We start from the raw sequence: 11704 nt of genomic DNA, 5'->3' as shown, positions 1-11704 counted from the left end.
GCCATGCCGGACGCGCGCAGGCTCTACCTCCACGTCGGACTCCAGAAGACCGGCACCTCCTACCTCCAGGCCGCGCTGCTGCGCAGCAGGGCGAGCCTCGCCGACGCCGGCCTCGACCTGGTGCCCCCGACCAAGCGGGAGTCCTTCGAGCTGATGGTCGTCACCCGGGACCGGTACGCCGCCCGCCGCGATCCCGCGTCCGACCGCAACATCCTCGACCGGTTCAGCCGGCAGCTCGCCGAGGCGAGGGGCGCGCGCGCGGTCTACAGCCAGGAGTCGCTCGCGGCGGCCGGCCCGGACCAGATCGAGCGGCTGCTCGGCGCCTGCGGGGACCGCGAGGTGCACGTGGTGGTCACCGTCCGCGACCTGGCCCGGGGCCTGCCGTCGGCGTGGCAGGAGGAGCTGAAGGCCGGCAGCAGCGTCGGGTTCGGCCGGCACCTGCGCCGGCTGCGCCGCCAGGAGCGCGAGGGCGCCGGCCGCAACCCGTGGATCCACCTCGACCCGGTCGCGGTGCTCGACCGCTGGGGCGAGCACCTCCCCACGGACCGGCTGCACGTCGTCACCGTCCCGCCGTCCGGCAGCGCGCCGACGCTGCTGCTGGAGCGGTTCGCCGGCGTGGTCGGCGTCGACCCGGCGCGGATCCAGCCGGAGGACCGGCCGGCCAACACCGGCCTGGGCCTGGTCCAGGCGGAGGTGCTGCGCCGGGTCAACGCCGAGCTGCCCGAGGAGGTGCACCGGCGCTACCTCTACGGCGACGTCGTCAAGCGCGGCTTCGCCAGCGGCGTGCTCGGGGGGCAGGACGGCGTCCGGATCCTGGTGCCGGCCAAGTACCGCCCCTGGTGCGAGGAGGTCGCCGAGCGCCAGATCGCCGCGCTCGCGGCCGGCGGATACGACGTCGCCGGCTCGCTCGACGACCTGCGCTGCGCGGACCGTTCCTTCTCCGACGAGCCGCAGCGCGCACAGCAGCGCGACGTGGCCGCCGCGGCGGTCTCGGCACTGGCCGCGCTGCTGGTCGAGCGCGGCACGGCGGTCGCCGAACGGCGTACCGGCGAGATCAGGGTGGGTCGGCGCGGCCCGGTCCGGCGCCTCAGGGACCGGCTGCGCGAGCGGTGATGAGTGGGTCACACCGCGGGTGTCCGCGGGTGGGCCGGGGATAGCATCGCTGCCGGTCCAGCACTCGTCACGGAAGGTCAACCATGGGTCGCCTCTGCCAGACCGACGGTCTCACCGAGGAGCAACAGGAGATGCTCAGGGCGGTACGCCGCTTCGTGGACGAGAGGATCCTGCCGGTGGCCACGGAGCTCGAGCATGCCGACGAGTACCCGGCCGAGATCGTGGACGGGCTGAAGGAGCTGGGGATCTTCGGCCTGATGATCCCCGAGGAGTACGACGGGCTGGGCGAGTCGCTGCTGACCTACGCGCTGTGCGTGGAGGAGATCGCGCGCGGCTGGATGAGCGTGTCGGGCGTGATCAACACCCACTTCATCGTGGCGTACCTGATCATGCAGCACGGCACCGAGGAGCAGAAGAGGAGGTACCTGCCGGCGATGGCCGCCGGCGAGGTGCGCGGCTCGTTCTCGATGTCCGAGCCGGGTCTGGGCTCCGACGTCTCCGCGATCCGGACCAAGGCCGTGCGGGACGGCGAGGACTACGTGATCGACGGGCAGAAGATGTGGCTGACCAACGGCGGCACGTCGAGCCTGATCGCGCTGCTGGTGAAGACCGACGAGGGGCAGGACTCGGTCTACAGGAGCATGACGACGTTCCTGGTGGAGAAGGAGCCCGGGTTCGGCGAGGTCGCCCCGGGCCTGACCATCCCGGGCAAGATCGACAAGATGGGCTACAAGGGCGTCGACACCACCGAGGCGGTCTTCGAGGGCATGCGGATCTCCGCCGACCAGATCCTGGGCGGGGAGACCGGCAAGGGCTTCTACCAGATGATGGACGGCGTCGAGGTCGGCCGGGTCAACGTCGCGGCCCGCGCCTGCGGCATCGGGCTGCGGGCCTTCGAGCTCGCGATCGCCTACGCCCAGCAGCGGGAGACCTTCGGCAAGCCGATCGCCGAGCACCAGGCGATCATGTTCCGGCTCGCGGAGATGGCGACCAAGGTCGAGGCCGCGCACGCGATGATGATCCGCGCCGCCCGGATGAAGGACAAGGGCGAGCGCAACGACGTCGAGGCCGGGATGGCCAAGATGCTGGCCTCGGAGTACTGCAACGAGGTCGTGTCCGACTCCTTCCGCATCCACGGAGGCTACGGTTACTCCAAGGAGTACGAGATCGAGCGGCTCTACCGCGAGGCGGCGTTCATGCTCATCGGCGAGGGCACCAGCGACATCCAGAAGATGATCATCGGCCGCAGCCTGCTCAAGGACTACCAGCTGGGCTCGGGATCCTGACTTGGCGCAGCGCCTCTACCTGCACATCGGGCTGCCGAAGAGCGGCTCGACGTTCCTCCAGTCGGTGGTCGGCGGCCACCGCGCCGCGCTGAAGGAGCACGGGTACGTCTACCCGTACGTGCAGCAGGAGGGCATGTTCCACGCGGCCGTCGAGACCGCGGGCAACCCGCGGCACTGGGGGCTGAGCCGCGAGGAGGTCGACGGCACGTTCGCCGCGATGCTCCAGCGCGGGCGGGACGTCGGCCGCACGGTCGTCATCAGCCACGAGATCTTCGGCGCCGCGTCGCCGGAGCAGGTCGCGGCGATCGCCGCGCAGCTCGCGGACTTCGAGGTGCACCTGGTGGTGACCGTCCGCAACATCGCCCGGATGTTCACCGCGCAGTGGCAGGAGGCGGTGAAGAACGGCAACGACGAGTCGTTCGCGGACTTCGCCGAGCGTCAACTGGCCTCGCTGCCGGAGCCCGGGGACCGGGTGATGGCCGGCTTCTGGCGGGGCCAGAACCTGGCCTGGCTGCTCGACCGCTGGCGGCCGCACGTCCCGCCGGAGCGCACCCACGTCGTGGTCAGCCCGGCCGGCGGCGCCGACCCCGAGGTGCTGTGGCGCCGGTTCGCCGAGGCGATCGGGCTCCCCGCCGACGCGATCGACGTCTCGACGGTGCCGGGCAGCAACGAGTCGCTGGGTACGCCGCAGATCGCGCTGCTCCGCCAGGTCGTCTCGTCCCTGGACGGGCGCCTGGAGCAGCCGTGGTACTCCGTCGTCGCGAAGCGCTGGTTCGCGCAGTCGATGCTCAGCCGGGTCCGCTCGCGCAAGCCGGTGGCGCCGGCGTCCGTCGCCGAGCAGCTGGCCGGCGTGGCCCGCACCTGGATCGAGCTGGTCGAGACCGACGGCTACCGGGTCCACGGCGACCCGGCCGAGCTGCTGCCCGCCGTACCTCCCGACGAGACGCCGCACCCCGACGACGTCTCTGCCGAGGACCAGCTGGCCGGCCTGCCCGACGTGTTGGCCGCGATGCTGCTGCGGGTCCGCGACGACCGGCGGCAGATCGCGGAGCTGACGGCCGCGAACGCCGAGCTCGAGGCGCGGGTCGCCGAGCTCGCCCGGCCCCGCCGCTGGTGGCGGCGATGAGCGAGCCGCTGACCTTCCATCTGGGCACCCCGAAGAGCGGCACCACGTCGCTGCAGGGGATCCTGGCCCGCAACCGGCGGGAGCTGCGCGGGGCCGGCTACCTCTACCCGGGCTCGAACCCGAGCCACTTCATCGAGGTGCTGGGCCTGCGCGACGGCGGCTTCCGCGGGCACAGGTACGAGGCGTCCCAGGGCGCCTGGGAGCGGCTTGTCGCCGAGGCCGGCCGGCACGGCGGACCGGTGCTGATCTCGCACGAGATCCTCGGCGGCTCGACGATGCCGGCGGTCAAGCGGGCCGTGGCGTCGTTCCCTGGCCGGCCGCTGCGCGCGATCGTCACCTGCCGCGACCTCGGCCGGCAGCTGCCCGCCGCGTGGCAGGAGGGCGTGAAGAACGGCGACACGGAGCCGTACGCCGAGTTCCTCGACGCCGCGCTCGCCGACTGGAAGGGCCCCGGCTCGGCCAAGGGCTTCTGGCGCGGGCAGAACCTGGTCACGATCGCCCGGCGCTGGGGCAGGCAGATCGGCCGGGAGAGCGTGCAGTTCGTGACCGTGCCCGCGCCGGGCGCCGACCCGGCCGTGCTGTGGCAGCGGTTCCGCGAGGCCGCGGGACTGCCGGACATCGCCTACGGCCTTCCCGAGGACGCCCGCAACCCGTCGCTCGGCGCGGTCGAGACCGAGCTGCTGCGTCGGGTCGTCGCCGCGCTGCCCGAGGACGTGCCGTGGCCGGTCTACGCCCGGCAGGTCAAACGGCGGCTCGCCCAGCGCGAGCTCGTGCAGCGCCGGGCCGGCGGCCCGATCACGGTCCCCGAGCGCTACCGGTCGCGGATCGCCGAGATCGCCGCGGAGATGCTCGACGCCGTGCGCGAGGAGGGCTACCCGGTGATCGGGTCGCTCGACGAGCTGTCGCCGGCGTACCGCCCCGACGGCGTCTCGCCCGACGAGGTCTCCGACGCGGCCCTCCTGGATCGGGCGCTCGAGGTGATGGCGCCGATGGTGCTGCGCGACCGGCCGGGCAAGAAGGCCTAGCGAAGCTAGCCGCGCCCGGCGTCGATCTCCTCGACCAGCGCGACCCAGCGGTCCACGATCGCGTCCGGCTCGAAGGCGCTTGCGGTCTCGAGGCCGGCGGCGCCGAGCTTGCGGCGGCGGTCCGGGTCGTCCATCAGGGCGCGCAGGGCGTCGGTGAGGCCGCCGATGTCGCCTTGGGGGACGAGCAGGCCGTTGGTCCCGCTCTCGATCAGCTGGCGCGGGCCCTCGGGGCAGTCGAAGGAGACCGGCGGGACGCCCTTGCTGAGCGCCTCGAGGAGCACCATCGGCAGCCCCTCGTAGCGCGAGGACATCGCGTAGACAGAGGCGTTCGCGAGCTCCCGCTCGAAGTCGCGGGTGACGCCGGCCAGCAGGATCCGGTCGCCGACGCCGGCCGCCGCGACCGCCGCGGCGAGCGCGGCGTGCCGCGGGCCGTCGCCGTAGATGCGCAGCTGCCAGTCCGGGTGGGACGTCGCGAGCGGGATCCAGGCCTCGACCAGGCGCTCGAAGCCCTTCTGCGTGCTCAGCCGCCCGGCGGCGATCACGACCGGGTCGGTGAGGGGCGCGGGCTCGCCGACGGCGAACGGCGTCGGGTTCGGGATCGCGTCCATCCGCACCGACGGGTCGCCGACGTACTCCCGCCAGCGCTCGAGGTCGGCCTGCGTCAGCGTCAGCAGCGCGTCGAGTCGGCGCCCGCCGCCGGTCGCGGCCCGGCGCAGCGCGGCCCGCAGCTCCTCGGGTCGTGGGAGGAAGGACAGGTGCTCCTGGTGGACCAGGATCGAGTCCGGGTGGGTCCACAGCGTCGCGGCGACGCCGAACTCCGGGCGGGTCGAGACGACCACGCCGGCCGGGAGGGCCGAGAGCTCTTCCTCCAGCCGCTGGTCGACGTAGGCCGTGAAGGTCTTCCGGGCGCCGCCCTCGTCGACCAGCCGGGACGGCTTCGCGTCGAGGCGGCGCACTGCGCGCTTCGCGGTGGGGTCGTTGCGCGGCTGCGGCCGCGGCCGGCCGGGGTCGGCGGGGTCGTAGCGGTCGTGCAGCGGCACCAGCTCGACCCGCGGGTCGAACGCGAACGCCGGCTCCTTCGACGACCGGGACAGCGTGATCACGGTGACCTCGTGGCCGCGCGCGACGAGGGTGTTCGCGGTGATCGAGGTGGTGCGGGCGATGCCGCCGGCGGCGTACGCCGAGGGCACCAGGAAGGTCCAGTGCCGCCTCACCGGGCGCCTCCGGCGAGCATCCGGAGCCGGAGCTGGCCGACGGCGAGGGCGCGGCCGGCGGCGACGACCTCGGCGTCGGTGACCGAGTCGGGGTGCCGGGCGCCGGGCCGGTCCTCGCCGGTCGTGATGTCGTCGAGGTCGCCGGTCACCCGCACGCCGAGCTCGCGCAGCCGCCGCGCGGACTCCGCGCCCCGCTCGAGCAGCCGGTCGCGGAGCTCCGGCCCGACGCCGATCGGCTCGCCCGCCACGCCGACGAGCACCTGCCGCACGAGTGTGTTCCGCAGCCAGCGGGCCGCGCCGTTGCCCGAGGCGTCGGCGCGCACGATCTCCGCGAGCAGCGCGGGGCCGTACTCCTGGAGCAGGCGGGCGCCCTGGACGCTCAGCGACTCGTTCGCCGGGCTGGGCAGCTCCAGCCCCTCGGGGGAGAAGCCGGCGGTCTCGGCGAAGCGCCGCCACAGCAGGTCGGGCGCGCCGCCGGCCGGCGGCGTGGTGACGACGTGGACCCGCTCGGGCCCGACGATGCCGGCCCAGCGCCGGGCGACTACGGCCGGGTCGAGCACCTCCCAGGTCCACTTGCCGGCGCCGTCGAGCGCCGCGACGAAGTCGGGGAGGCTGGTGCCGCGACCGACCTTGAGGGACTCCTGCCAGGCCGCCGGTACGGCGAGCACCGGGCTGCGCGTGGTGATGACGACGTGCACGATGCCACTGCCGGACCCGCCGATCTGCTCGACGGCCGCCTCGGCCTGGCGCCGGGTGGCCGCCAGCCACCACTCGTTGCTGAGCACCACCTGGCCGTCGTACTCGGCTGCCTGACCGCAGAAGCTGCGCCACACCGGGGCGTCGCGGCCCACGTCGAGGTGGGCGCCGGAGCGCACCTGCATCGACGCGCGGTTCTGGTCGAAGGCCCGCTTGCCCGGGTAGAGCACCCCGCGCTCGAGCAGCCGCTCGCGGTTGGCCCACAGCGTCGACTGGAGGAAGGTGGTGCCCGACTTGGGGGTCCCGACGTGCAGGTCGACCCGCTGGGCCATGGGGGCTCCTTCCGCACTCGTCGGCGCCTCTACAGTAGTCGTCCGGGTGGCGGCTCGAACCGTCGCCCGCTACGCCTGAAATCGGAGAGGTGGGTGGCCGCATGGCCGACCAGCGGGTCGTGGTCGTCGCGGGCTCGGGCCGCAGCGGCACCAGCACGATCGCCGGGGTGCTGAAGTCGGTCGGTCTGCGGATCCCGCCGCCCGAGGTGCCGGGCAACCGGACCAACCCGCGCGGCTTCTTCGAGCCGCAGTGGGCGGTCGACCTCCAGACCGGGCTGCTGCGCAAGGCGGCGGTCGCGCTGACCGACGCCCGGCCGGCCGGGTTCGACGCGACGGCGGCCATGGCCGGTCGCGGGCCGGTGCGCGCGGAGGTGGGCGCGTGGATCGGGGAGCACCTCGCGGGCGCCGACGAGCTGCTGGTCAAGGACCCGCGCAACAGCTGGTTCCTGCCGATGTGGCGGCAGGCGGCCGCGGACAACGGAGCGGGCATCTCCTTCCTCACCATGCTGCGCCACCCGGCCGAGGTGGTGGGTTCCAAGGACAAGTACTACGGCGGCGTGGCGTCCGGGGAGACCGTGCGCCATGTGCAGACGACCCGCGTCGGCAGCTGGCTCAACGTCGCGCTGTTCACCGAGGCGACGACCCGCGACGGCCGCCGCAGCTTCGTGCCCTACAACGACCTGCTGGCCGACTGGCGAGCCGTCGTCGCCCGGGTCGCGCCCGAGCTCGACCTGGTCGCCGGCCGCGAGGTCTCGGCCGAGGCCGCGGCGGAGGTCGACGGCTTCGTCGACCCCGATCTGCGCCGGGTCCGCACCGGCTGGGACGAGATCGAGTGCCCCGACCGGGTGCGCGACCTCGCCGAGGAGACCTGGAGCCAGCTGGTCGTGCTCGCCGGGAGCGGCGGCTTCGACGAGGCCGCGCAGGTGCGGCTCGACGAGCTGCGGGCGGCCTACGTCGAGCTGTACGCCGACGCGGAGGCCATCGCCCAGTCCTCGGCCGACGCCGCGCGGCGCGTCGGCGCCAAGGAGGCCCGCCGCAAGCTCCGCAAGGAGGCGGAGGGCGGGCCGGCTACGGGAGGTCGTCGCCGCCCAGGAGCGGCACGCAGATCTCGCCGGAGCCGCTGACCAGGCGGTAGCCCGCGCGCACCGCCCAGTGGTCGGACACGGCGGAGCGCAGCACCACGGCGTCGACCGGCCGGAGCCCGGCGTCGCGGCCGTCGGCGTACCAGAGGTAGTCGATGCGGTTGCGCGGGTTGCGGGCCGAGATGGTGTAGCCCGGGCCGGTGCCGACGGCGGGCCAGGTGTCGGCGAGGTAGCGGCCCGCCAGCGTCGTCACGGGCGAGCCCGGCCGCGAGTTGAGGTCGCCGCCGAGGATCATCGGCCGCGGGTCGCCGGCCAGCACCCGTGTGATCGCGCGCATCTGCTGGAGCCGGGCCACCCGCGAGGTGTTCTCGAGGTGGGTGTTGTAGACGCCGACCTCGGTCCCGCCGACGTCGAGGGTCGTGGCCAGCAGGCCGCGCTGCTGGGTGCCCGGCGGCGCCGGGAGCGCGATGTTGCGGGAGTCGGTGATCGGGAAGCGGGACAGGATCGCGGTGCCGTACTCGTTGGTCGCCGACCGGCGCACGTTCGCACCGAAGGCCCAGCTGGTCCCGAGCGCCTCCGCCAGCGTCGCCGGCATGTCGACCCGCCCGGTCCACGCGCGACCGCGGTCCACCTCTTGGAGCAGCACCACGTCCGCGCGCCAGCGGGCGATCTCCCGCGCGATGGTCGCCAGCTGAACGCTGTCGTCCGCGGCCCGAGCCGAGTGGATGTTGAAGGTGATCACGGTGAGCTGGGACCTCTCGGAGCTGTCCACACACACCGTGGACGTCGCGCTCGGCGGCGTACTGCCGGCGGTGTCGGGCGTGCCGCGGTCAGCCGGCGTGGCCGAGGAGAGCGGGGCCGAGGCGGTCGGCACGCCGGGCGCCGCGTCCTGTGCGTTGTCGTCGCGCGCGAGCCTCACGACCGCCGCGATCACCACGACGAGCAGCAGCACGATCGGCAGGGTGACCCACACCGAGTCCGAGGTCCGCTCTGCCACGGCGCCCAGTGTAGGTAGCCGCAATCGGGTGGCCGGGCCGACCGGAGCCGTGACAAGGTGGGAGGACAGTCCGGAGCTTCCCAGGAGGAACCATGACCGACTCGCACGCCAACGACGACCTCAAGGCCAAGATGCGAGAGGCGCTGGACCGGAAGAACAGCGACGAGAAGGGCGTCCGTCAGGACGGCCCGGTGCGCGAGAAGGCGCACGGCTCCGAGGTCGCCGGCGGCGCGGCCCCCAAGGTGCATCGCCGCAAGGCCGGCGGCGGAGGATCGTGACCCGCCGCGTGACATGAGCCACGGTGCGCACGCGCGTGCGGCCGGGCAGAGTGGGCGCATGCAGTTCGGACGCAGCTACGAGGAGTTCGAGGTCGGCGCGACGTACAAGCACTGGCCCGGCAAGACCGTGACCGAGTACGACGACCACCTGTTCTGCCTGCTCACGATGAACCACCACCCGCTGCACCTGGACGCGCACTACGCGGAGGAGACCACCCAGTTCGGCAAGAACGTCGTGGTGGGCAACTACGTCTACTCGATCCTGCTCGGCATGAGCGTCCCGGACATCTCGGGCAAGGCGATCGCGAACCTGGAGATCGAGTCGCTGCGCCACGTGGCGCCGACCTTCCACGGCGACACGCTCTACGGCGAGACCACCGTGCTCGACAAGTGGGAGTCGACGTCGAAGGACGACCGCGGCGTGGTGCACGTCGAGACCATCGGCTACAACCAGGACGGCAAGGTGGTCTGCGTCTTCCGGCGCAAGGTGATGGTGCCGAAGGACAGCTACCTCGACGCTCGCGGCGGCGAGCAGCCCGGCCGCCCCGTCCCGCAGCCGGGTGCGTCAGCCGCGTCGGAGTGACGCGGCGACCCGCGGCGCGAACGCCGGCGCCAGCGGGAGGATGCCGAGCACCAGGACCATCGGGACGGCGAACCCGATCCGCAGCGAGTCCGACCCGACCAGGCCGGTGAGCACCGAGCCGAGCAGCGCGCCGACGTAGTTGAACTGGTTGAAGCGGGCGATCACCGCGTCCACCCTCGCCTGCCGCTGGGCCGGCGTCAGCTCCTCCGCCGTCGTGGGTCCTCCCGCGATCCGCGCCGCGGCCGAGAAGCTCAGCGGGGCGACCACGGCGACGCCGGCGCCGAGCACCGCGAAGCCGAGGACGGCGGCCTGCCAGGTGGGCGCGAAGACCACGATCGCGAGGGCGCCGGCACCGATCACCGCGCCGATGCGCAGCACGACGACAGGACCGAAGCGCGCCACGAGCCCGTCGCCGGCCAGGCGCACCAGGCCGGAGGCGAGCAGGTAGCACAGCGCCGAGAGGGCGACGTACCGCTCGGAGGTGCCGAAGGTGTGGTCGAGGAAGAGCGGCCCCCAGGTCTGTACGGCGGTGTCGACCATGTAGAAGAGCACCATCGCGACGCCGACCAGCAGGATCGGCCGCCACGGCACCGCGAGCGCCTCGGGCAGCTCGGTCGGGCCGTGGTCGCGGGGGAGGAACGGGCCGAAGGCGACGGCCAGCGGGATCGTCGCGATCGCGGCGACGGCCTCGAGCGGCAGGTCGGACGTCGCCAGGGTGACCGCGGCGCCGACCACGCCGCCGAGGGTCCAGGCGCCGTGGAAGGACGGCAGGATCGGGCGCTCGTAGCGGTGCTCGAGCGCGACCGCCTGCATGTTCGTCGAGGCGTCCACGATGCCGAGACCCACGCCGTAGACGGCGACGCCGCCGACGAAGAACACCGACGCCGGGGCCGCGCAGAGGACGGCGACGCCGATCGCCACCACGAGCAGGCCGACGCGCAGCAGCAGCGCGCTGTCGCGTCGCTTCGCGAGCGCCTCGGCGACGACCGAGCCCGCGCCGGCCAGCAGGATCATCATCAGGAGGATCAGTGAGAGATCGACGTTCGAGATGTCCCAGCGGTCCTGGAACTCGGGCAGCCGCGTGGTCAGGCTGAGCAGGATCAGCCCCTGGGTGAGGAAGCCCGCCGCGACCGCCCGGCGTGCCATGCGCCAGGGCGACCGGGTGATGTCCATGGGCGGCATGGTGGCAGATGTGCGGCCTGCCTGCGGTGGCGACCGGTTCAATAGGGCTATGAGCGGACCCGGCGACGAGCTCTGGCTGGTCCGGCACGGCGCCACGGAGTGGAGCGAGGCCGGCCGGCACACGTCGACGACCGACCTGCCGCTGCTGCCGTCCGGCGAGGAGGTCGCGCGCTCGCTGGTGCCGCGGCTCGCCGACGTGGCCTTCGCCCGGGTGCTGACGTCGCCGCGGCTGCGCGCCCGCCGTACCGCCGTGCTGGCGGGGTTCGCGTCGGCGGAGGTCGACGACGACCTGGTCGAGTGGGACTACGGCGACTACGAGGGCCGCACCACCGCCTCGATCCGCGAGACTGACCCCGGCTGGTCGGTGTGGACGCACCCGACGCCGGGCGGCGAGTCGGCCGCCTCCGTCGCCGCCCGGATGGACCGGGTCGTCGCGCGGGCACGGAGTGTCGACGGGTCGACGCTCGTCTTCGGCCATGCGCACGCGCTCCGCGCCCTCGCCGCCCGCTGGCTCGGCCTCGACGTCGCCGAGGGCCGGCACCTGCGGCTCGACACCGCCACCGTCTCGCGGCTCGGCTGGGAGCGCGAGGCGCCGGTCGTCCTCCGCTGGAACGCCTGACGCGCACGGGCGTCATGCGGATGGGCGCGGGCTGCGGTCCTGGTGGACTTGACCTTGCCGGCCGACTCGTTGATCCCGGGGACAGGCCCCGGGGATGGAGCGGATCAGGGCCAAGGGCCGTAAGGGCGCCCGCTACTCGTTGTGGAAGAACCACGAGGACCTCACCGAGTA

At 73.6% G+C, this 11704-nt stretch carries 12 protein-coding genes; 8 read left to right on the top strand and 4 right to left on the bottom strand.

Annotation, left to right across the window (positions count from 1 at the left end):
- Window positions 1–3: 3 nt before the first annotated feature.
- The 4 genes from ACYVKX_RS12945 to ACYVKX_RS12930 all read left to right on the top strand — a co-directional run bounded on the left by ACYVKX_RS12945 (window position 4) and on the right by ACYVKX_RS12930 (window position 4550).
- Complete coding sequence (locus tag ACYVKX_RS12945; RefSeq protein ID WP_460832902.1) at window positions 4–1113, top strand: hypothetical protein; 1110 nt, start codon at window positions 4–6, stop codon at window positions 1111–1113.
- A gap of 83 nt (window positions 1114–1196) precedes the next feature.
- Window positions 1197–2399, top strand: a complete 1203-nt coding sequence (locus ACYVKX_RS12940; protein ID WP_460832900.1) for an acyl-CoA dehydrogenase family protein — start codon at window positions 1197–1199, stop codon at window positions 2397–2399.
- Between the two features lies 1 nt (window position 2400).
- Window positions 2401–3525, top strand: coding sequence for a hypothetical protein (locus tag ACYVKX_RS12935; protein WP_460832897.1), 1125 nt, complete (start codon window positions 2401–2403; stop codon window positions 3523–3525).
- A complete protein-coding gene (locus tag ACYVKX_RS12930; RefSeq protein ID WP_460832895.1) occupies window positions 3522–4550 on the top strand; it encodes a hypothetical protein in 1029 nt (342 codons plus the stop codon). Before ACYVKX_RS12935 ends, ACYVKX_RS12930 begins: the two co-directional genes overlap by 4 nt.
- A 5-nt stretch (window positions 4551–4555) precedes the next feature.
- On the opposite strand, the gene ACYVKX_RS12925 is transcribed toward ACYVKX_RS12930, so the two are convergent.
- Window positions 4556–5764, bottom strand: a complete 1209-nt coding sequence (locus ACYVKX_RS12925) for a glycosyltransferase family 4 protein (protein WP_460832893.1) — start codon at window positions 5762–5764, stop codon at window positions 4556–4558.
- On the bottom strand, window positions 5761–6792 hold the full coding sequence (locus tag ACYVKX_RS12920; protein ID WP_460832891.1) for a hypothetical protein: 1032 nt from the start codon (window positions 6790–6792) through the stop codon (window positions 5761–5763). Before ACYVKX_RS12920 ends, ACYVKX_RS12925 begins: the two co-directional genes overlap by 4 nt.
- 101 nt (window positions 6793–6893) lie before the next feature.
- Here ACYVKX_RS12920 and ACYVKX_RS12915 point away from each other — a divergent pair, with 101 nt between their 5' ends.
- A complete protein-coding gene (locus ACYVKX_RS12915; RefSeq protein ID WP_460832889.1) occupies window positions 6894–7916 on the top strand; it encodes a sulfotransferase family protein in 1023 nt (340 codons plus the stop codon).
- Here the strand turns inward: ACYVKX_RS12915 and ACYVKX_RS12910 are convergent.
- Window positions 7861–8871: an endonuclease/exonuclease/phosphatase family protein gene (locus tag ACYVKX_RS12910; RefSeq protein WP_460832887.1), complete on the bottom strand. Its 1011-nt coding sequence runs from the start codon at window positions 8869–8871 to the stop codon at window positions 7861–7863. The genes ACYVKX_RS12915 and ACYVKX_RS12910 overlap by 56 nt on opposite strands.
- Before the next feature lie 92 nt (window positions 8872–8963).
- Here ACYVKX_RS12910 and ACYVKX_RS12905 point away from each other — a divergent pair, with 92 nt between their 5' ends.
- Window positions 8964–9149, top strand: coding sequence for a DUF5302 domain-containing protein (locus ACYVKX_RS12905; RefSeq protein WP_460832885.1), 186 nt, complete (start codon window positions 8964–8966; stop codon window positions 9147–9149).
- A 58-nt stretch (window positions 9150–9207) separates the two neighbouring features.
- Window positions 9208–9732: a MaoC family dehydratase gene (locus ACYVKX_RS12900; RefSeq protein WP_460832883.1), complete on the top strand. Its 525-nt coding sequence runs from the start codon at window positions 9208–9210 to the stop codon at window positions 9730–9732.
- On the opposite strand, the gene ACYVKX_RS12895 is transcribed toward ACYVKX_RS12900, so the two are convergent.
- Window positions 9715–11010 (bottom strand): MFS transporter, encoded by a 1296-nt coding sequence (locus tag ACYVKX_RS12895; RefSeq protein ID WP_460832880.1) that lies wholly within the window; start codon window positions 11008–11010, stop codon window positions 9715–9717. The genes ACYVKX_RS12900 and ACYVKX_RS12895 overlap by 18 nt on opposite strands.
- Here ACYVKX_RS12895 and ACYVKX_RS12890 point away from each other — a divergent pair.
- Window positions 10964–11533: a histidine phosphatase family protein gene (locus ACYVKX_RS12890; RefSeq protein WP_460832877.1), complete on the top strand. Its 570-nt coding sequence runs from the start codon at window positions 10964–10966 to the stop codon at window positions 11531–11533. The two genes, ACYVKX_RS12895 and ACYVKX_RS12890, sit on opposite strands and share 47 nt — an antisense overlap.
- Window positions 11534–11704: the final 171 nt, after the last annotated feature.

The organism is Nocardioides hungaricus, from assembly GCF_054782915.1.
This window is presented reverse-complemented; position numbering and strand designations above follow the sequence as displayed.

Bases quoted from the DNA above. Each gene is read 5' to 3' on its own strand.
- ACYVKX_RS12915 (WP_460832889.1), top strand. From the start codon at position 6,894: ATGGCCGACCAGCGGGTCGTGGTCGTCGCGGGCTCGGGCCGCAGCGGC.
- ACYVKX_RS12945 (WP_460832902.1), top strand. From the start codon at position 4: ATGCCGGACGCGCGCAGGCTCTACCTCCACGTCGGACTCCAGAAGACC.
- ACYVKX_RS12890 (WP_460832877.1), top strand. From the start codon at position 10,964: ATGAGCGGACCCGGCGACGAGCTCTGGCTGGTCCGGCACGGCGCCACG.
- ACYVKX_RS12930 (WP_460832895.1), top strand. From the start codon at position 3,522: ATGAGCGAGCCGCTGACCTTCCATCTGGGCACCCCGAAGAGCGGCACC.
- ACYVKX_RS12920 (WP_460832891.1), bottom strand. From the start codon at position 6,792: ATGGCCCAGCGGGTCGACCTGCACGTCGGGACCCCCAAGTCGGGCACC.
- ACYVKX_RS12905 (WP_460832885.1), top strand. From the start codon at position 8,964: ATGACCGACTCGCACGCCAACGACGACCTCAAGGCCAAGATGCGAGAG.
- ACYVKX_RS12940 (WP_460832900.1), top strand. From the start codon at position 1,197: ATGGGTCGCCTCTGCCAGACCGACGGTCTCACCGAGGAGCAACAGGAG.
- ACYVKX_RS12900 (WP_460832883.1), top strand. From the start codon at position 9,208: ATGCAGTTCGGACGCAGCTACGAGGAGTTCGAGGTCGGCGCGACGTAC.